This is a genomic window from Variovorax boronicumulans (genome assembly GCF_030812215.1).
GTDB classification, from domain to species: domain Bacteria; phylum Pseudomonadota; class Gammaproteobacteria; order Burkholderiales; family Burkholderiaceae_C; genus Variovorax; species Variovorax boronicumulans_C.
Window position 1 is genome coordinate 251,972 of the sequence record NZ_JAUSSG010000007.1, and the last position, 18,866, is coordinate 270,837.

Sequence of the window (18,866 nt, forward strand, 5' to 3'; positions counted from 1 at the left end):
TCTTCTTGTGTTCGTGGGTTGTTTTTCATCGCGGGCCCCCGTTCACCTCGTCCAGGCACGCCCAGCACGCCTCCATGGCGATGCGCAGCTGCATCTCGACTGTCCGCACGGAAATGCCCATGCGCTCGGCGACTTCGGCGTACGACAGCCCGTCGAACTTGTAGAGCACGAAGGCTTCGCGGCAGCGCGGCGGCAGCCTGTCGATGGTGGCGACCATGGCCGCCAGCCCCTGGCCGGAAGACAGGATGGTGTCGGGCTCAAAGGTCGAGGGGCCGATGCAGTCGTCCAGCTCAACCGCGCCCTCGTCCGAAGCGCCCGTCCCGTCGAAATCGGCACGCACGCCGGTGCGGCGGTGGTGGTCGGTGACGAGATTGCGGGCCGTGCGGTACAGCAGCGCACGCGGATCGCGCACCACGCTGCCGGTGCGCTGCGCCTCGTACACGCGTGCATAGCTTTCCTGCGCCAGGTCGGCCGCGGTGGCGCGGTCGGACACCTTTCGGGAAAGAAAGCTCAGCAGCTCGCGGTAATAGCGTTCGAACACAGGCGCACCACAACCGGGAAGGGTTGGTCGAAGTCCAGGGGCAGGTTGGCTTCGACACGGCGTGGCTTACCTGATGAGATTCAGAAAACGGGAAGCGCCGATTATCACGCCACGCCGTGGAAGTCCAGGTTGGAATGCACGATCCCGGTGGTGCCACGACGGATGGCCTTCGGGCGGGTAGCCCGAAGGGTAGGCATTTGACCTCCCAGGACAGGAGCGCGCTGGCTACCTTTCCTCCGGCAGCAGCGTCTAGAACCCGTACAGCGCGCCCGGGTTGTCCACGAGGATGCGCCGCCGCGTGTCGTCGCTCGTGGCCCACGAGAACAGCAGGTCGTACAGCGGCACGGCCTGGGGCCGCGGGTCGCGCCCCGGATGCGGCCAGTTGCTGGCCCACAGGCACCGCTCGGGAAACTTCTCGGCCAGCGTGCGCGCGAGCAGGCTCACGTCGTCGTACCCGGGCGGGCCCAGCTTCGAGGTCTCGTAGGGCGCGGAGAGCTTGATCCAAACGCGCCCCGAATCGAGCACGCGCAAGAGCGATTGGAACGACGGATGCGCCGGCGCCACCGGCTCCAGGAACTTGCCGTTGTGGTCCAGCACCAGCCGGCACGGCAGGCGCTTGAGCACCTCTTCGTGCTCGGGAATCGTGCGGCCGTCCAGCTGCAGGTTGACCATCCATTCCGCATTCGCGAGCCGCGCCGCCATGGGCTCGAGCGATGCCCAGCTCAGCACGCCGCCGATCATCATGTAGCGCGCGCCGCGCATGCCTCCTGCGTGCAGGCGCGCGATTTCCGCATCGGTCACGTCCGGCGCGACCAGCGCGATGCCGCGCGCCGAATCGCCGAGCTGCGCCAGCGCATCGAGCGTGCAGCTGTTGTCGAAGCCGTAGCCGGTCGGCTGCACGACGATCGCGCGGTCGATGCCCAGCGGTTCCTGCACCTCGGTGCGGTAGGCCGACACCGGCGAATGCGGCGGCACCCAGGCCACGTTCGGGATCAGCGGAAAGCGGTCTTCATAAATGTGGACGTGGCAGTCGCAGGCGCCGGGGTAGCGCGTGTTGCGGGTGGGTTCCATGGCGGGTCTCTTGGAGTGGTTGTGATGGATGGAACGGTCGGTCAGCCGCGCGCGCCGAAGGCCTTCTGCCAGCGCCGCGCCTCGGGTGCGTTGACGGCGCCCTTCGGCACCCGCCCCTGGAACAGCTCGCCCAGTTGGACCACCGTTTCCATCGCCTGATGCTCGACGGCCGGCGGCGTGAGCCCACCGATGTGCGGCGTGGCGATCACGCGCGGATGCGCAGCCACGCGCGGCGATGGCATCTGGTCGGGCGCGCGGCCCACGTCGAGCGCGCAGCCGGCGATGGTGCCGGCGTCGAGCGCGGCAAGGAGCGCGTCTTCGTCCACGAGGTTGCCGCGCGAGGCATTGATGAAGAACGCATGCGGCCGCATCGCGGCGAAGGCGGCGGCGTTCATCAGGTTCTCGGTCGCCTCGGTGGCCGGCGCGAGGCAAACCACGAAATCGGATTGCGCCAGCAGCGCATCGAGCGAAACCTGCGCGAATTCGGCGCGTCCGGTCGAGGCATACGGGTCGTGCACGACGATGCGCATTCCCAGCGCCAGCGCCACGTCGCAGAGGTAGCGGCTGATCTGCCCGTAGCCGATCACGCCCAGCGTGCTGCCGCGCAGCTCGCGCCCCATCGCGGGCACGACCGGCCGGCCCGCGTGGTACAGCGCGGTCGATGCGCTGATGTGGCGCCCCAGGTCGATCATCACGCCCACGATCCACTCCGACACCGACGCGATGAACCCCGCGCTCGCCTGCGTCACCATCACGCCGTGCCGGCTGGCCGAGGCCACGTCGATGTTGCGGATGTCGATGGCGCAGCGCACGAAGGCCTTCAGGTCGGGCAGCGCGGCGAACAGCGCCTCGTCGCCCACCGTCTGCCGGTACGAAACGATCGCGTCGCAGCCCTGCGCCAGTTCGGCGAGTTCGGCGGACGAAAGATCGTTGTCCGTCGGATTGAAACGCACCTCTGCGATGGCGCGCAGCGCCTCGGTGGCGCGGTCGCCGAAATAGTGGGCGAGCTTGCTCTGCGGATGGCTGACGAAAACCGTGGTCATGAAGAAGGAAATTCCGGAAAGAAAACTAGGCGCGCGGCGGCGCCACCGAATCGCGCGCCACCAGCGTGGGCGGAAAAACAAACTCCTGCGTCGGCAGCGATGCGTCGGCCAACCGGCTCATCACCCGCTCGACCATCACCTGCGCCATCTCGGGCACCGGTACGCGCACCGAGGTCATCGCGGGGTACATGAGCGTGGAGAGAAACACGTTGTCGATGCCGACGACCGACACGTCCTGCGGCACCGAAAGCCCCGCATCGCGAAACCCCGCCATGAGGCCGAAGGCCAGCAGGTCGTTCACGCCGATCACGCCTGTGGGGTGGTCGGGCGATTTCGCGAGCAGGCTGGCCTGCATGCGGCCCAGCTCGCTCATCATCGAATCGCCGTACTCGTCGACCGGCAGGCCCTCGATGACCTGCGCGCTGCCTTCCAGGCCCGCGCTCTTCGCGGCGGCGAGAAAGCCGTTGATCTTCTCGCTCCGGCTCATCGTGCGGCCCGAGGGCGTGACGAAGGCCAGGCGCCGGTGCCCTTGCTCGATCAGGTGCGCGGTGGCGATGCGCGACGACTCGAAGCTGTCGACCGTCACGTGGTCGATGACCGAGGGCATGCCTGGCGTGGCACGGCGGTCGTAGCTCACCACCACCAGCCCGCGCTCTGCGGCGGCCTCCACGTGCTGTTCGTCGACCAGCGACGAGATGATGATCACGCCGCGCACGCCGTGCGCCATCAGGTCCTCGAAGAAGTGCTTTTCCTTCTCGGCATCGCGGTACGTGTTGCCGATCATGATGCGAAAGCCGTAGCGCTCCTGCGCGAGCGTTTCGACCTCGCGCGCGATGAAGCCGTACATCGGGTTCGCCATCGACGGCACCAGGAGGCCCAGCAACGGCGTGTGCCCCGTCTTGAGCTGCCGCGCCGAGGTGTTGGGCCGGTACTTGAGATCGCGGATCGCGGCCTCCACGCGGGCCAGCGTCTCGGCCGCCATGCGGTCGCTGCGTCCGTTCAGCACGTTCGAGACGGTGCTGGTCGACACCCCTGCCCTTTGGGCCACGTCGGTGATTCTGCTCACGGAATCCTTCCTGTCTTCATCGTCGTCACAAGCCCATGCGCGTCGGCAGCCAGGTGGAGAACGCCGGCACGAGCACCAGGACCACGAGGGTAACGAACAACACGGCCAGGTATTTCATCATCGGGCGTGCCACATCTTTCACCTGGGTGCCGGTGATCGCGCAGGTGGCAAAGAGACCCAGGCCCACCGGCGGCGCAAACAGGCCGAAGCCCATGGCAATGACCATCACCGTGCCGAAGTGCAGCGGATTCACACCCAGCTGCGACGCGATGGGCGTGAGCAGCGGCCCGAAGATGATGAGCGCCGGCGCACCTTCGAGGATGGCGCCGAACACGATCATGATCAGCACCGACAGCATCACGAACATCGTGCTGCCGTACGAATGCGCAAAGCCGATCATGAACTCCGACAGGTACTGCGGAATCTGCTGGATCGTGAGCGCGAACGACAGGCTCGACGCCGCAGCCACGATGAAGAGAATGCCCCCGGCCATCGATGCCGAGCGCACGAAGAGCCGCGCCACCGACTTCACCGTGAGCTCGCGAAACGCCAGCCAGCCCACCACCAGCGCATAGATCACCGCGAAGGACGACACCTCGGTCGATGTCGCGATGCCCGAGGTCACGCCCTTGCCGATCATCGCGACCATGAGGAGCGCCACGAAGGCGCCGCCCAGCAGCCGGAACATCGGCGTGCGCACGTCGAAGGCTTCGTCGGGGTTGATCTTGGTGCCCACGTAGATCGTGACCGCGGCCAGCGACAGCGCGAGCACCACCGCGGGCACCAGCCCCGCCATGAAGAGCCCGGCGATCGAGATGTTGGCCACGAAGCCCATGATGATCATGTTGATGCAGGGCGGAATCGTCTCGGCCATCACCGCGGTGCAGGCCAGCAGGCCCGCCGTCTCGTTCGGGTCCTGCTTGGTCTTGCGCACGGCCGGCATGATGATGCCGCCCACCGCCGCGATGTCCGCGAGCTTGGAGCCCGAGACGCCCGAGAAGAACGCGGTGGCCGTGATGGTGATGAGCCCCAGCCCGCCGCGCAGCCGCCCGAACATGCGCAGCAGCAATTCGATGAGCCGCGACGACATGCCGTTGGCTTCCATCAGCAAGCCCGCCAGCACGAAGAACGGAATCGCCAGCAGCACATAGTGGTCGGTGCCCGCCATCACCTGCTGCGAGTACACGAGCATCGGCAGCGACGGGTCGGCCATGAAGAACACCAGCGACGACAGCGCCAGCACGAAGGCGATCGGCATGCCCAGCGCCATGCCGCCGAGGAAGCCCGCGGTGAGCAGCGCCCATGGCGGGATCGCATGGTCGGGCATGAGCGTGTTCCACGCGACGACCGCGGCCGTCAGCGCAACGCCCACGCCCAGCGTCGACCACACCATGCGCGACGGACCGTTGACCGCATTGGCCAGCCCGAACAGCGTCATGAACAGGCTGCCGATGGTTACCGGGTACACATAGATCCACTGCGGCATGCCGATGGGCGTCGTCATGTTGTAGGAGTCGAGCAAGAGCTCGCACGACGACGCGAAGAGGCTCGCCGACACCCCCACGATGATCCAGCTGCCGAACTGGATGAGCGCGGGCTGCCAGCGCGCCGGCAGCAAGCCGCGGAACAGGTCCACGCCCACGTGCTGGCTGCGCGCGAGCACCGTGGCCGCGCCGAAGAACACCTGGATGATCATCAGCGCCCGCGCCACCTCCTCCGCCCAGTCGAAGGGGTCGTGCAGGAAGTAGCGGAACACCACCGAGATGAAGACGACGATCACGTCGATGGCCAGCACCACGCCGGCCACGTACTCGGTCATGCGCATCAGCCAGGCCAGCCAGCGGCCGGAGGCATGGGTGACGTCGAAACCCAGTGCGGGTTCCATGGGCAGCGTTTGCATCGACGGTGCGCCGGGCGAAATCGAGAGGCTGGACATGGCCGTTCAGGCGCGCGCAGCGGTGATGGCGGCGAACAGCGGCCCCGTCTCCGGGTACTGCTTGGCGAAGCCGGACCAGAGGCGCGTTTCCATCTCCTTGCGGACCTGGTCGCGCTCGGCCTTGGCCATCGGCGTGAAGACGATGCCCAGCTTCTTCAGCTCCTCGATGGCCTGCAGGCCCTTCTGGGTGCCGATCTCGCGCTGCTGCAGCGTCGAATCGGCGGCGGCCTTCATGAAGGCCGGGCGCAGCGCGGCGGGGATCTTGTCCATCGCGCGCTTGCCGGCCACGCACACCATCGGGCTGAACAGGTGCTCGGTCATCCAGCAGCACTTGACGACTTCGTTGAGCTTGCTCGCGAGCACCGTGGCCGCGTCGTGCTCGAAACCGTCGACCACGCCCGTCTGCGCCGCCATGTAGAGCTCGCCGAAGGAAATCGGCGTGGGGATCGCGCCCATGATCTTGAAGGTCTCGATGAAGGCCGGCGTGGGCAGCACCCGCAGCTTGACGTTCTTCACGTCGGCGAGCGACTTCACCGGTTGCTTGGTGTAGACGTTGCGCGCGCCGTAGTGCGCGCCCCAGGTGATGACCTGGCAGCCCGTGCTCTTGACCAGCATGTCGTTGAGCTTGCCGCCCACGCCGCCGTCGAGGGCGCGCGCGGCGTGCTCGTAGCTGTCGAACACATAGCCCAGGTCGAGCATGCCCAGTTGCGGCGTCACCGTGGCCCAGATCGAGGAGCCGGTGAGCATCATGTCGATGGAGCCCACCTTCACCTGCTGCACCACGTCGCTTTCCTTGCCGAGCTGGTTGTTCGGAAAGTAGTCGATGCGGATCTGCTCGCCCACCGCCTTCTTCAGGTTGGCCTGCATCAGCTGCGACCACGCGAAGTGCGACGAATTGAGGTCGGCCACGTGGGACGACGACAAGCGCAGCACCACGGTCTTGCCCTGCGCGGCGGCGTGTTGCGGCAGGCCCGCGGTTGCCATCGCGAGCGACAGCGCCGAGGAAGACTGGACGAAATGGCGGCGTGAAATCGGGGTCATGGTGTTGTCTCCTGTGGGTCGGATGCCCATTCGGTTGTTCGGTCTGGTGTGTTTGGTGGAACGATTTACTGTATCGATACACAAGCGCCGTGACAACGCCGTTCCGCTAGGTGTTTTCCTTCGTAAACGGCCCATTCCTGCCGGCAATCGGAGTCTCTGAAATGACCCGAAGTGAAATAATCAAATTGAAAACAGAATTACTCATGAATCCCGGAAACGTGCTCTACCTGTTTTCGGCTATTTCAAAGTTTCAGAATTTTTCATACCTTACGCACCTCTTGGAATGGCAGTCGCAACTCCAGGATGAGCGAATACCCTTCGGTATTCATATTTCTCCAATCAACCAATGCAAGAGATAAAAATGCCTGTCGCCGATCCCAAAGAAGCAGTCGAAGTTGTCAAGGGCGCGATCGAAGCAGCCAATTCGGCGCTCGATCTTTACAACAGGGCTGTCGATCAGCTCATCCCCTGGGGAAAATACGAAAAAATCATCAAGGAAATAGATCGGTACAAGAACGACTATTCCCAGAAAAGCTCGATCCTGGTCGGCGAAGTCAAGACATTGCTGCTCAATGCGCAGGATGCCTATTACGCCTCGTCGCAAAAAATCTATCAATGGTGCGGGCTCACCAGGAATCTGATGCCCATTTATCTCAATGCGCTCGACGATCCGGAAAAAATCGATGCGCAAAAGGCCATCATCGTCAAGGTGTTGGACGATGGAATCCTGCAAATGGGAAATTCGATCAATGAGCTTGAGAAATGCTCGCTGAGTTTCAATGGCATGGCGGGCAAGCTCACCCAGCTCGACGCGCAGCTTCGGGACGATTCCGACGTCAAGAGCAAATACTTCCAGCACCAAGTGGACAGCCTGCGCAAGCAAGCTTACGGCGGCGCCACTGCCGGCATCGTGCTCGGCCCGTTCGGGCTGGTCATTTCCTATTCGATTGCTGCAGGCGTGTTGGAAGGAAAATTGATTCCGGAGCTCAAGAAAAAGCTGCAATCGGTCAAGGATTTCTTCCAGACGCTTCGCACCCAGGTCACCAGTTCGCATACCGACATCGACGCGGCAAAAAAAGAAATCAAGGAAGAAATCGCCCGGATCGGCGAACTCAAGACCGAAACGGAAACAACCAAGGTGCTGGTAGATATCGGGCCGGCGCTCAAGGACGAAATAAAAAAAGCTGCAGGCAAACTTCTGGTGCAATGCCAGGCCTATCAACGCAAGCACGGCCAAAAGGCCGACGCCTGATTGTTTTGAGCCCCAAAAAATGGGAACGAAAATTGTCGTGCGCGGCGGTGAAATCAGCGTCAGCGCCATTGAAAATCGGCCCAATGAATACACGACCGGCGGCAGCCTGACTTCCCTTAGCGTTTATTGCGGGGAAGTCAAGGAATTCAAGCTGGGAACACCCGATGCCGTGTGGACAGTCGCCACCGGATGCGCACACAGAAAGATTACTGCGGTCAATGTCAAATGGCTTGAAGATGCGGGCGCGACGATCAAGAAAAATGCACTGACCGGCGCGCCGAATCATTGCCTGGTGTCCGGCATCAGCATCGAGGAATTCGTGAAAATCTTCAAAAAGAATGCATTGATCTTCGAGAAGTAATTGGCGGCGAAATAAACGCCGCCCCAAGACCTGGGAAGCAGTCGTCCGAAATGCTCGACGCACTTGTCGAGCGGACGGCCCGCTTCCCCCTTTTCTCGCCATTCGCCGTGGTGCGATCCGGGTGCGCCGCATGCAGAATGCAACGAGCATGACCCTCCCCACGCCCACCGCCGCCCGCGACTACGCCATCCAGATGCATGGCGACCAGAAGTACGGCACGCACCCCTACGTCCATCACCTGGACGCGGTGGTCGCCCTGCTCCAGCCCTATGGAGAGAAGGCGCGGGTCGTTGGCTATCTGCACGACGTGGTGGAAGACACCGCGGCCACCGTGTCGGACGTGCAGGAGCGCTTCGGCGATCTGGTGGCCCGGTGTGTGTCGCTGTTGACCGATGCACCCGGCGCCAACCGCAAGGAGCGCAAGGCCAAGACCTATGCGGCGATGGCGCAGGTCACGGGCGATGAAGAGCTCGCGCTCGTGGTCAAGGCGGCGGACCGGCTTGCGAATGTGCGGGCCTGCGTGGCCGATGGGCATCGGCAGCTTTGGGACACCTATCGGGGGGAACACCCGACTTTCAGGGCGGCTGCGTTTCGCAGGGGGCAATGCGATCCGCTGTGGGTTGAGCTCGATGAGCTTTTGTTGGAGTGGCCGGCGTCCTGAGGTCCGTTCGGGGCGCGTGCACAGGCCACCGGGTGCTCCCCTCCGCGAATGTCCCCCGGGCTTCGCCCTCCTCCTTGATTTCGCTGCGGGGAGCACCCGATGCCCTGCGCACTTGGGCACGCTCTGGGTGAACGGCTGATCAACCGGTGCTCCGCTCCTCACTGCCCGCAGCTTGGGTGCTTGTGTCCGTCGGTGGTGTTGGGCAAGCCCAGGAAATCCAGGATGTGCGGGGTCGTGCCATCCACCTGCAGCATCGTCGTCGCGCCCAGGTTGCCCTGGCAGTAGGCGGTCTTGAGCGGGTTCGCGTAGTTGTTGTTGAGGATGAGCAAGGTGTCGCGCTCCGCCACCGTCTGCCCGCCATGGCCGCTGCCGGTGCCGCCGTGGTCCGAGGTCACGACGATCAGCCACTCTTCATTCGCGTAGTTCGGTCGTGCGGTCAGTGCGGCGAGCACCTGGGCGATCTGCTGGTCCTCGCCGGCGATCTTGCTCTGGTAGTTGGCGTTCAGCGGGTCGTAGCTCGGCGCGTGGATGTCGACGTTGTGCAGGTAATAGAAGATGGCCGTCGGCGGGTTCTTCCAGCCGAGCCACCCCTTGACCGCATCGGTCGCCTGCTGCGAGTTCTTGGCCGCGTTGGCGACGACGAAGTCGGCCTTCGCGGGACGCAGGTTGTGGGTGATGTTGAACCAGTCGCCCACCACCGCCGTCGTGGCCGTGGGCCAGGCCTGCTTGATGAGGTCGAAGACGTGCGTCTTCAGCAGCTTCTGGTTCGTGTCGTTCGAGGTCACGCCGTGCTTGTCGGCCCAGAAGCCGGTGAACACCGACGACCAGCCGGGGCCGCTCACGGTCGCCTGCCTGGTGCCGCCCGCCAGCACGTTGCCGTGGAAGGCGCCGCCCGCGATCAGCGCCGACATCGCGGGCGTCTGCACGCAGCCCTGGCACTGGATCGCGTCGCCGCGCAGGCCGTCGATGCCGATCAGGAGCACGTGCTTGTTGCCCGGCACCGGGTTGGGAATGCCCTCGCCCGCGATCAGCGCGTAGTGGTCGTAGGGGTTGCCGGCGTAGTCGGTCTTCAGGCCGCCGACGTCGCTGGCGCGCTTGTCGCTCAGGTCGCAACGTTGCGGGGTCTTGTGATAGTCGAAGGACTTGCACCACGCGGCGCGGCTCGCGTCGGTGCAGGCAGTGGCGCAGTCCGCGGGCGTCACGGCCTGCAGGGTCTCGGTGTTGTGGCCGCTGATCGCCGCATCGGGGGTGCGCGTGAACGCCTTCAGCGGATCGGGCTTCAGGCTGTAGTGGTCGTAGGGATTGCCGGGGTAGTCGGTCTTCAGGCCACCGACGTCGCCGGCCTGCTTGTCGCTGAGGTCGCAGCTCTGGTTGGCCTTGTGATAGTCGAACGACACGCACCAGGTGGCGCGCGGCGCGGACAGGCAAGCAGTCGCGCACATCTCGGGCGTCGATTGCGTCAGGTTCTCGACGTTGTAGCCCGAGATCGCGGCATTCGGCGACTGCGTGAACGCGTCGAGCGACGCTGCGGCGGCATGTCCCGCCCATGCTGCGAACAGGCACGCCAGGCCGGCGCGGATCGATGGCTTCATGTGATGTCTCCTCATCGCGTGATCGTTGGATGAATCCCGTGTTGCCTCCGCGTTTTTCGCGTGGCTCCTGCAACTCCGGGCGGAGTAAATCACTGACGCCTGCTATCGATCCAATTCAAAAATCTTCAGTGTCGTATTGAGCAGGCCTATACGTCGCGCCGTCATCGGCGTGTGCTTGGGCTATCGTTTTTCATCGGCCGGCTGCGCGGCCGGTCCTTTGCCGATCATCAGCCAGGCGCTCAGCGCACTCAGCACGGCCAGCGCCGCGCTCAGCAGCATCACCCAGCGGAAACCCGCGACGAACGATTCGGCCACGGCACGCTTGACCGACGCCGCGGTGGCCGCATCGACACCCGGCGGCATCACCGCGCCGGCCAGCTTGCTGCGCTCGCCTTCGAGAAACGCAGACACCTGCGGCGAGGCGCCCATCTCGCGCAAGCCATCGGCCAGCGCGGCATCGAAGGCCCAGGCCATGACCGCGCCGAACACGGCGATCGCCAGCACCGCCGCCGCGCGCGACACCGCGTTGTTCACGCCCGAGGCCACACCCGCGAGATCGGGCCCGACCGCGTTCATGACGGTGGTGGTGAGCGGCGCGACCGTCACCGTCATGCCGAAACCCAGCACCACGACCGCGGGCAAAAAGCCGCTCCAGTAGCTCGCACCGACGCCCGGCACCGCGAACAGCACGAACCCCACCGCCGCGATGGCCGGCCCGATGACCAGCGGCAGGCGCGGCCCGAAACGATCGACCAGTTGTCCGGCCCAGCCCGAGAGCGCGAACATGATGAAGATGAACGGCAGCAGCGCCGCACCCGCCGCGGTGGCCGAGTAGCCCTGCACCTGGATCATGTTGAGCGGAAAGAAATACAGCCCGCCGCCGAGCGCCGCATAGAGCAGCAGCGTCAGCAGGTTCGCGCCGCTGAAGTTGCCGATGCGCAGCAGGCCGAGCGGCAGCATCGGCGTGCGCGCCTTGCGCTCGACCGCGATGAAGCCCGCGCTCCCCACGACGCCGATGCCCAGCGCCGCGAGCACGTAGGGCGAGTTCCAGCCCTGCGTGGGCGCTTCGATGAAGGCATAGACCACGCCGCCCAGGCCGGCGGTGGCGAGCAGCGCGCCCCACACGTCGAGCCCGCCGCTGGCCGATGCGCCATGGCTCTCGGGCACATGCCGCCAGGTGATCCACAGCACCAGCAGCGCCATCGGCACGTTGATGTAGAAGGCCCAGGTCCAGGAGAAGTGGTCGACCAGGAAGCCGCCGAGCACTGGCCCTACGGCGGCCGTGATGCCGCTGAAGCCCGACCAGGTGCCGATGGCCTTGCCGCGTTCCTTCTCGGGAAACGCCGCGCTGATGAGCGCCAGGCTGCCGGGCACCAAGAGCGCCCCGCCGACACCCTGCACGGCGCGCGCGGCAATGAGCTGGTGCACGTCGGCGGCCAGCCCGCAGGCCACCGAGGAGAGCGCGAAGATGCCCACGCCGATCGCGAAGATGCGGCGCCGGCCGTAGTGGTCGCCGAGCGCGCCGCCCACCAGCAGCAGCGCCGCCAGCAGCAAGGCATACGACTCGACCACCCACTGCGCCTGGAAGGCCGTGGCCTGCAGGTCGGCCTGGATGGCCGGCAGCGCGACATTGACCACCGTGCCGTCGATGAAGGCCATGCTCGAGCCGACGATGGCCGCGGCGAGCACCCAGGGTTTGGAGGCTTCGGGGCAGGCACTTTCCTTCGTGCCGGCGCCATGCAGGATCAGCGTGTCGTCGCAGGGCGCCTTGCCGATCTGTGCCATGGGGTCTCCGACCTGTCTATTGGATTCGGATTCGGGACTTGCGCCCTCCCCCTGCGGGAGAGGGAAACGGGGAAAGGATCAGAGCGCGCATGCCGTGGCGGCCGGGTTCGCACGCGCGGCGCTCACGCTGCGCGCGATGGCTGCAGCCGTGGCCGCCGTCACGCGCTGGGCACCTTGCGCCACGGCGTCCATGCCGCCGCCGACCGCTTCGCCGACGTTGAGCTGGCAGACCACCGTGCGCGCCTCGTCGGAGCGCCGCAGCGTCCAGCTGAAGCTCGCATCGACGCGCCCGCCGTCGACCGCATCGAACTGCCGCAACTGCACCGCGACACGCCAGACCGGCTGCGAGGTCTGGCGTCCGCCCTTGGTCACGTCGAGCGCGCCCAGCCGTGCGGAGATGTTGCTGGACAGCGCATCGCGCAGCTCGTTCTCGAACGACGAGGCCCAGCGGTGCTGCTCGAGCACCTCGACCTGCACGCTGCCGCCCGGCTGGCGCACCACCATCTGCGGGCGTGCGAAGCGCTCGGGCACCGCCACCGGTGCGAGCTCGATGTAGAGCGGCGCGGAGCTGCCCAATGTCGAAGGCGCCGCATCGGCGGCCGCGACCGGGCTGGCGAGCGTGTAGTAGTTGTCGGGCTTGCTCGCGCAGCCGGCCAGTGCCAGCAGCGCGGCTGCGACGATCAGCGCGGGCTTTTCGGGTGCGAAGTTCTTCATCATCATTTCTTGTCGTCCGGTTTGCCGCGCAGCAGCGACTCGGGATGGCGCTCCAGGTAGTCGGTCAGCACGCGCACCGAACCCGCGGCGCGGGTCAGTTCCTGCAGCGTCTGGCGCATGTCCTGTTGCAGCGGCGAATCGTCGGCCAGGGTGCGCTCGGCCGTGTTCACGGTCTTGCGCACATCCTTCATGGCGGCGGCCAGCTCGGGCGTCACGTCGTTGTTGATGCGGGTCACGGTCTGCTCGGCGCTGGTGAGCGTCTTGTTGAGCGTGGCGAGCGTGGTGCGCAGGTCCTGTGCGATCTGCTCGTAGGGCACCTTGTTGAGCTTGCTTGCGATTTCCTGCACCTGCGACTGGATCTCGTCGAGGCTGTTGGCCACGGTGGGCAGCTCGATCGGGCTCTTGGTGAGGTCGATCTTGGCGGGCGGCGCCTTCGGGAAGAAGTCGAGCGCCACGTACACCGAGCCGGTCAGCAGGTTGCCGTTGCGCAGTTGCGCGCGCAGGCCCTTCTCGGCCAGGAAGCGCAGGCGCTCCTGCTGCGTGGCGCGCGACTCGGTGCCCGGCTGCGGCTGCCCGGTTTCGCGGCGGCGCAGGCGGTCGGGGTAGATCTGCACCAGCACCGGCATGCGGAACTCGCGCTCGGCGCGGTCGAACTCCACGCCGATCGACTTGACCTCGCCGATCACCACGCCGCGGAAATCGACCGGCGCGCCGGGCACGAGGCCGCGCAGCGACTGGTTGAAGTACATCAGCAGCGTCTGCGAGGGGCCGTCGGGCTCCTTCATCGCGGCGGTTTCGTCCTGCGCCAGCATGAAGGCGGTGTTCTCCTTGGCCAGCGGGCCCATCGCGTCGTCGGGCGCCTGGAAGGCGATGCCGCCGAGCAGGATGGTCGCGAGCGACTGGGTGCGCAGCGTGAAGCCGCTGGCGCTCAGCTGCGCATCGATGCCGCTTGCCTGCCAGAAGCGGGTGTTGACGCCCACGAACTTGTCGTAAGGCGCGTTGACGAACACCCGCAGCGTGACCCCGCGGCCATCGCCGTCGAGCTCGTACGCGGCCACCTGGCCGACCTTGATGCGGCGGAAGTACACGGGCGAGCCCACGTCGAGCGAACCGATGTCGGTGGCGCGCAGCAGGAACTGCTGGCCCGAGTCGTCGCGCGTGACGATGGGCGGCGCTTCCAGGCCCTTGAATTCGCCCGCGGTTTCCTTCGACACGCCCGCATCGGCGCCGATGTAGGCGCCCGAGAGCAAGGTGCCCAGGCCCGAGATGCCGGAGGTATCCAGGCGCGGCCGCACGACCCAGAAGCGCGAATCGTCGGAAGTGAAGCTCTCGGCATCCTTGTTGAGCTGCACCAGCACGCGCACGTGCGAGCGGTCGCGCGCGAGGCGCAGGCTCTGCACGAGGCCGATCTGCACGTCCTTGTATTTCACGACGGTCTTGCCGGCCTCCAGGCCCTCGGCGGTCTTGAAGGTGAGCACGATCTCGGGGCCGCGCTCCAGCAGGATGCGCGCCACCAGCGTCACGCCGACCAGCGCGGCCACGATGGGAATCAGCCAGATCAGCGAAGGCAGCCACTCGCGGCGGCGCTTGACCTGGGGTTTGGGCAAGGGTGGCGCGGACGGCGCCGGCCTGTCTTGGGGTTGCGGGTCTTCTTCACTCATGCTGTTTGTTCTTCCCTGTTCTCGAAACTCTCTTGCACCGCCTGCGCTTCCTTGCTGTCCCAGGTGAGCTTCGGATCGAAGCTCAGCGAGGCCAGCATGGTCAGCACCACCACCGAGCCGAAGGCCGCGATGCCCACGCCCGCGGTGATGACCGCGAAGCCCTGGATCTGCACCAGCCCGGTCAGCAGCGACACCACGAACACATCGAGCATCGACCAGCGGCCGATGATCTCGATGATGTGATAGAGCTTGGCCCGCTCGTGCTGCCGCCAGGTGCTCGCGCGCTGGGCCATCACCACAAGCAAGAAGAGCACCGCCAGCTTGAAGAGGGGCACCAGGAAACTCGCGATGAAGACGATGGCGGCCAGCCCGTAGGCGCCGGACACCCAGAAATAGATCACCCCGCTCAGGATGGTGTCGTACTGCGCGCCGAACAGCGTGCGCGTGATCATCACCGGCAGCAGGTTCGCCGGGATGTACATGATGCAGGCGGCGATCAGGAAGGCCCAGGTGCGCGTGAGGCTCTGCGGCTTGCGCGTGTGCAGGTGCGTGCCGCAGCGGCCGCAGGCGTCGCCCTCCTCGGCGCCTTGCCACACGGCTGCGCAATGCGGGCAGGCCATGAGCCCGAGCGATGCGGCGGTAACGACCGGGGCGTCGGGGTCGTGCGGGACCTCTTCGACGGCCGGCTCGGCTCCGCGCGACCTGCCAAGACGAAGGGGGAAGGCAAAGCGCTTCATGCGGAAGCCTTCTTCTCTTCGTCGCCCGCGGCGCGGAAGGTCATCTCCCAGAAGGCGCCCGGGTTGAACGACAGCACCGCCGTCAGCGTGACCGTGAGCGCCATGAAGGCCCACAGCGCCGCCCCCGGCACCACGGTGGCCATGCTGGAAAGCTTGACGATGGCCACCAGCACGCCGAGCAGGAACACCTCGATCATTCCCCAGGGGCGCAGCGACTGCATCATGCGCACCAGCATCGCGAAGCCCAGCGGCCGGTGCTCGCGGCGCAGCGGAATCAGCAGGTAGGCGAGGATGCACAGCTGCAGCAGCGGAAAAAGAATGGTCGTGGCCAGCACCAGCAGCGCCACCACCGACATGCCCTCGCCCGCCAGCACCACCACCGCGCCGGCCAGCGTGGTCTGGCTGCGCAGGCCGCGCAGCTCGATCTCGACGATGGGAAACAGGTTGGCGATGGCGAACATGATCAGGCTCGCCACCGTCAGCGGCAGGATGCGCTGCTGCTGCGAGCCGGGGTGCCTGTCCAGCTCGGTGCCGCAGCGCGGGCAGCGGGCCACGTCGCGCGGCTTGAGGGGGGCGCGGGTGTAAACCGCGTCGCAGCCCGGGCAGACCACGGTGTCAGGTACTTCCTTCATGGGGCCGTACCCTACCCTATTCAGTGCTGCGGATTTGTCGTCTTCAACCGCAGGCTGCTGAAAACCGCCGCCACCGCCGCACAGCAGGCGGCCAGCACCAGCGCCACCACCGGCCCGTGCCCGCCGTGCGGGCTCCAGACGCTGAAGACCCCCGCCAGCACCACGGCGCCGAGGGTCTGGCCCGTGAGCCGGGCCGTGCCCAGCATGCCGCTGGCCGCACCGCTTCGGTGCGCAGGTGGCGAACTGACGATGGTGTGGTTGTTGGGCGACTGGAAGAGCCCGAAGCCCAGCCCGCACAGCGCCATGCGCCAGGCGATGTCGGCATTGCCCGGGTGCGCCGGCAGCGCGGCCAGGAGCGCGAGGCCCGTGGCCAGCAGGCCCAGGCCGATGCCGCCGAGCAGCCCGTCCGGATACTTGCCGATCAGTTTCCCTGCAATGGGTGCCATCACCACGATGGCCAGCGGCCACGCGGTGATGAGCAAACCCGCCTCGATGTGGCTGCGGCCGTACACGTCCAGCAGCAGGAACGGCAGCGCGATGTAGGCCAGCATCTGCGCGCAGAACGCGGCCACCGAGGTGCCCATGGACAGCGCGAACACCGGAATGCGCAGCAGGTCGATGGGGAAAAGCGGCACGGCCTGCGTGCGCTGGCGCCGCAGGTAGACAAAGCCCACCGCCAGCCCGGCCAGCAGGATCGCCCAGGCCGACCAGTGGCTGCCGCCGCTGTCCACGCCGCCTTCGCGCACGCCCAGCCGGTCAACGCCCAGGAACACCAGCGAGAACATCAGCACGTTGAGCGTCACGTCGACGGGCGAGAACCGCAGTCCCGCCGCCGGTGCCACTCGGTTGAACGGCAGCGCCTTCATGCCCAGCGCGAAGGTGACGATGCCCAGCGGCACGTTGATGGCGAAGAGCCACGGCCACGACGCCACCGAGAGAATCGCCGCCGCCACCGAAGGCCCGGCCACCGACGAGGTGGCGACCACCAGCGAGTTGATCGCCATGCCCTTGCCCAGCTGCGACGACGGGTACGTGAGCCGCACCAGCGCCGCGTTGACGCTCATGATCCCCGCCGCGCCCAGCCCCTGGAACGCGCGCGCGGCGATCAGCGTGCCGAGCGAATTGGCGAAGGTGGCCGCCAGCGACGACAGCGCGAACACCGCCATGCCCACCAGGTACACGCGCCGGTAGCCCACGAGGTCGCCGAGCGAGGCCAGCGGCAGCAGCATGACCAGCGTGGCGATCTGGTAGGCATTGACCACCCAGATCGCCTGCGACGGGCTGGCCTGCAGTTCGCGCGCGATGCCCGGCAGCGCCAGGTTGACGATGGTGCCGTCGAGCACCGCCACGATCAGCCCGAGGATGATGACCAGCATGGCCCAGCCGCGCGCCGGCGAGGCCAGGCCGTCGATGGGCTTGAGGGTGTTTTCTTCGGCGCTCGCGATTGCGGCGCCTGGATGTACCGAGCTCACGCTTCCTGCGTCCTTCGTGTGGGTTCGGAGCGCACGCCGCCCAGCGTGAGCCAGGTCAGCACCAGCGCGATCAAGGCGCCTGTGGCCATGCCGGCCACCATCGGCAGCGGCCGGCCATCGGTGAAGAGGCCCACCAGCGCCATCGCGAGCGCGCCCGTCAGCATCTGCAGCGTGCCGAGCAGCGCCGAGGCGGTGCCGGCGATGGCGCCGTGCATTTCGAGCGCCAGCACGCCGGTGGTCGGAATCACCAGGCCCATGAAGCCCGAAGCGATGAAGTACAGGACGATGAGCACCCAGATGCTGTCGCCGCCCATCGCGAAGTAGGCAAACATCGCGACCATGGCCGCGCCGCAGCACACCACGCCGAACTTCACGAGGTTGACCAGCCCGTAGCGCTCGCCGAGCGAGCCGGTGAACTGCGAGGCGCCGATGAAAGCAGCCGCGTTCACGCCGAAGGCCACGCTGTAGAGCGCGGGCGAGAGGCCGTAGTGGTCGATCATCACGAACGACGAATTGGCCAGGTAGGTGAAGAAGCCCGCCATCGCGAAGCTGCCGATGAACACCAGCCCGAGGTAGTGCCAGTCGCGCAGCAGCAGCCAGTAGGCCGAGAGCGCGCTGCCCAGGCTGCTTTCGACGCGCTCGGAGGCGGGCCGGGTTTCATCGAGCAGCTTGACCATCATCGCGAGGCCCGCCACCGCGGCGATGGTCACGGCCCAGAACACGCCGCGCCAGCCCGCCACGGCGATGACCGCGCTGCCCGCGAGCGGCGCGAGGATCGGCGACACGCTGAACACCAGCATCAGGAGCGACATCAGCCGCGCCGCGTCGGTGCCGGTGTGCAGGTCGCGCACCACGGCGCGCGGAATCGCCATGCCGGCCGCGGCGCCCAGGCCCTGGACGAAGCGAAGCGCGATCAGCGTCTGGATGTCGGTGGCCAATGCGCAGCCCACGCTGGCCAGGGCAAAGAGCACCAGCCCGGCGTACAGCGGCGGCTTCCGCCCCACCATGTCGGAGATCGGCCCATAGAGCAGTTGACCCGCGCCGAGCGAAAGGAAGAACGCCGTCAGGCTCATCTGCACCGCGCCGATGTCGGCGCGCAGGCTCTGCCCGATGGCGGGCAGCGCGGGCAGGTACATGTCGATGGCGAAGGGCCCGATGGCCGAGAGCAGGCCCAGCAAGAGGGCCATCTTGAAGAAAGGGGAAGAACGCATTGGCTCGATTGTCGCCAAGCGAGGCAATCGGCGCAGGCGTGGGGTCGGGCACCCGCGGCCGCGCGCCGGCGCTAATTCAGTACAAAGAAT

General features: G+C 66.5%; 17 protein-coding genes. 3 read left to right on the top strand and 14 right to left on the bottom strand.

The window, feature by feature from the left end:
- Positions 1-25: 25 nt before the first annotated feature.
- From J2W23_RS19900 to J2W23_RS19925, 6 genes are all read right to left on the bottom strand, one after another.
- A complete protein-coding gene (locus J2W23_RS19900) occupies positions 26-541 on the bottom strand; it encodes a sigma-70 family RNA polymerase sigma factor (RefSeq protein ID WP_307649960.1) in 516 nt (171 codons plus the stop codon).
- A 249-nt stretch (positions 542-790) separates the two neighbouring features.
- Entirely contained in the window at positions 791-1,612 is an 822-nt protein-coding gene (locus J2W23_RS19905; protein WP_307649961.1) for an amidohydrolase family protein, read from the bottom strand.
- Between the two features lie 41 nt (positions 1,613-1,653).
- Positions 1,654-2,655, bottom strand: coding sequence for an NAD(P)-dependent oxidoreductase (locus tag J2W23_RS19910; protein ID WP_307649962.1), 1,002 nt, complete (start codon positions 2,653-2,655; stop codon positions 1,654-1,656).
- 25 nt (positions 2,656-2,680) lie between these two features.
- The gene (locus J2W23_RS19915; RefSeq protein ID WP_307649963.1) at positions 2,681-3,721 is read right to left on the bottom strand and encodes a LacI family DNA-binding transcriptional regulator; all 1,041 of its coding nucleotides are present in this window, start codon (positions 3,719-3,721) and stop codon (positions 2,681-2,683) included.
- A 25-nt stretch (positions 3,722-3,746) separates the two neighbouring features.
- Positions 3,747-5,621 (bottom strand): TRAP transporter large permease, encoded by a 1,875-nt coding sequence (locus J2W23_RS19920; protein WP_373423964.1) that lies wholly within the window; start codon positions 5,619-5,621, stop codon positions 3,747-3,749.
- Between the two features lie 42 nt (positions 5,622-5,663).
- Positions 5,664-6,698 carry a TRAP transporter substrate-binding protein gene (locus J2W23_RS19925; protein ID WP_176657471.1) on the bottom strand — a complete coding sequence of 345 codons (1,035 nt, stop codon included), beginning with the start codon at positions 6,696-6,698 and terminating at the stop codon, positions 5,664-5,666.
- Between the two features lie 361 nt (positions 6,699-7,059).
- Here J2W23_RS19925 and J2W23_RS19930 point away from each other — a divergent pair, with 361 nt between their 5' ends.
- From J2W23_RS19930 to J2W23_RS19940, 3 genes are all read left to right on the top strand, one after another.
- Positions 7,060-7,950, top strand: a complete 891-nt coding sequence (locus J2W23_RS19930; RefSeq protein WP_307649965.1) for a hemolysin E — start codon at positions 7,060-7,062, stop codon at positions 7,948-7,950.
- Between the two features lie 19 nt (positions 7,951-7,969).
- Positions 7,970-8,311, top strand: a complete 342-nt coding sequence (locus J2W23_RS19935) for a hypothetical protein (protein ID WP_176657473.1) — start codon at positions 7,970-7,972, stop codon at positions 8,309-8,311.
- A gap of 148 nt (positions 8,312-8,459) precedes the next feature.
- Positions 8,460-8,972, top strand: coding sequence for an HD domain-containing protein (locus J2W23_RS19940; protein ID WP_176657474.1), 513 nt, complete (start codon positions 8,460-8,462; stop codon positions 8,970-8,972).
- Between the two features lie 158 nt (positions 8,973-9,130).
- Here J2W23_RS19940 and J2W23_RS19945 read toward each other — a convergent pair whose 3' ends face one another.
- The 8 genes from J2W23_RS19945 to J2W23_RS19980 all read right to left on the bottom strand — a co-directional run bounded on the left by J2W23_RS19945 (position 9,131) and on the right by J2W23_RS19980 (position 18,776).
- Entirely contained in the window at positions 9,131-10,564 is a 1,434-nt protein-coding gene (locus J2W23_RS19945) for a PAN domain-containing protein (protein WP_307649966.1), read from the bottom strand.
- Positions 10,565-10,744: 180 nt separating this feature from the next.
- Positions 10,745-12,349 (bottom strand): MFS transporter, encoded by a 1,605-nt coding sequence (locus tag J2W23_RS19950; protein WP_307649967.1) that lies wholly within the window; start codon positions 12,347-12,349, stop codon positions 10,745-10,747.
- Positions 12,350-12,427: 78 nt separating this feature from the next.
- On the bottom strand, positions 12,428-13,069 hold the full coding sequence (locus J2W23_RS19955) for a PqiC family protein (RefSeq protein ID WP_176657477.1): 642 nt from the start codon (positions 13,067-13,069) through the stop codon (positions 12,428-12,430).
- Positions 13,066-14,724: a PqiB family protein gene (locus J2W23_RS19960; RefSeq protein WP_176657478.1), complete on the bottom strand. Its 1,659-nt coding sequence runs from the start codon at positions 14,722-14,724 to the stop codon at positions 13,066-13,068. The genes J2W23_RS19955 and J2W23_RS19960 overlap by 4 nt, the downstream gene beginning before the upstream one ends.
- Positions 14,721-15,461: a paraquat-inducible protein A gene (locus tag J2W23_RS19965; RefSeq protein ID WP_176657479.1), complete on the bottom strand. Its 741-nt coding sequence runs from the start codon at positions 15,459-15,461 to the stop codon at positions 14,721-14,723. The genes J2W23_RS19960 and J2W23_RS19965 overlap by 4 nt, the downstream gene beginning before the upstream one ends.
- Complete coding sequence (locus J2W23_RS19970) at positions 15,458-16,093, bottom strand: paraquat-inducible protein A (protein WP_176657480.1); 636 nt, start codon at positions 16,091-16,093, stop codon at positions 15,458-15,460. The genes J2W23_RS19965 and J2W23_RS19970 overlap by 4 nt, the downstream gene beginning before the upstream one ends.
- Before the next feature lie 20 nt (positions 16,094-16,113).
- Positions 16,114-17,469, bottom strand: coding sequence for an MFS transporter (locus J2W23_RS19975; protein WP_373423965.1), 1,356 nt, complete (start codon positions 17,467-17,469; stop codon positions 16,114-16,116).
- 92 nt (positions 17,470-17,561) lie between these two features.
- Positions 17,562-18,776 carry a multidrug effflux MFS transporter gene (locus J2W23_RS19980; RefSeq protein WP_307649968.1) on the bottom strand — a complete coding sequence of 405 codons (1,215 nt, stop codon included), beginning with the start codon at positions 18,774-18,776 and terminating at the stop codon, positions 17,562-17,564.
- Positions 18,777-18,866 lie beyond the last annotated feature (90 nt).

Excerpts from the sequence above, each read along its gene's own strand:
- J2W23_RS19950 (WP_307649967.1), bottom strand. The coding sequence starts at position 12,349 with ATGGCACAGATCGGCAAGGCGCCCTGCGACGACACGCTGATCCTGCAT.
- J2W23_RS19935 (WP_176657473.1), top strand. The coding sequence starts at position 7,970 with ATGGGAACGAAAATTGTCGTGCGCGGCGGTGAAATCAGCGTCAGCGCC.
- J2W23_RS19910 (WP_307649962.1), bottom strand. The coding sequence starts at position 2,655 with ATGACCACGGTTTTCGTCAGCCATCCGCAGAGCAAGCTCGCCCACTAT.
- J2W23_RS19955 (WP_176657477.1), bottom strand. The coding sequence starts at position 13,069 with ATGATGATGAAGAACTTCGCACCCGAAAAGCCCGCGCTGATCGTCGCA.
- J2W23_RS19940 (WP_176657474.1), top strand. The coding sequence starts at position 8,460 with ATGACCCTCCCCACGCCCACCGCCGCCCGCGACTACGCCATCCAGATG.
- J2W23_RS19970 (WP_176657480.1), bottom strand. The coding sequence starts at position 16,093 with ATGAAGGAAGTACCTGACACCGTGGTCTGCCCGGGCTGCGACGCGGTT.
- J2W23_RS19980 (WP_307649968.1), bottom strand. The coding sequence starts at position 18,776 with ATGCGTTCTTCCCCTTTCTTCAAGATGGCCCTCTTGCTGGGCCTGCTC.
- J2W23_RS19920 (WP_373423964.1), bottom strand. The coding sequence starts at position 5,621 with ATGCAAACGCTGCCCATGGAACCCGCACTGGGTTTCGACGTCACCCAT.
- J2W23_RS19965 (WP_176657479.1), bottom strand. The coding sequence starts at position 15,461 with ATGAAGCGCTTTGCCTTCCCCCTTCGTCTTGGCAGGTCGCGCGGAGCC.
- J2W23_RS19930 (WP_307649965.1), top strand. The coding sequence starts at position 7,060 with ATGCCTGTCGCCGATCCCAAAGAAGCAGTCGAAGTTGTCAAGGGCGCG.
- J2W23_RS19975 (WP_373423965.1), bottom strand. The coding sequence starts at position 17,469 with ATGCTGGTCATCATCCTCGGGCTGATCGTGGCGGTGCTCGACGGCACC.
- J2W23_RS19905 (WP_307649961.1), bottom strand. The coding sequence starts at position 1,612 with ATGGAACCCACCCGCAACACGCGCTACCCCGGCGCCTGCGACTGCCAC.
- J2W23_RS19960 (WP_176657478.1), bottom strand. The coding sequence starts at position 14,724 with ATGAGTGAAGAAGACCCGCAACCCCAAGACAGGCCGGCGCCGTCCGCG.
- J2W23_RS19945 (WP_307649966.1), bottom strand. The coding sequence starts at position 10,564 with ATGAAGCCATCGATCCGCGCCGGCCTGGCGTGCCTGTTCGCAGCATGG.
- J2W23_RS19925 (WP_176657471.1), bottom strand. The coding sequence starts at position 6,698 with ATGACCCCGATTTCACGCCGCCATTTCGTCCAGTCTTCCTCGGCGCTG.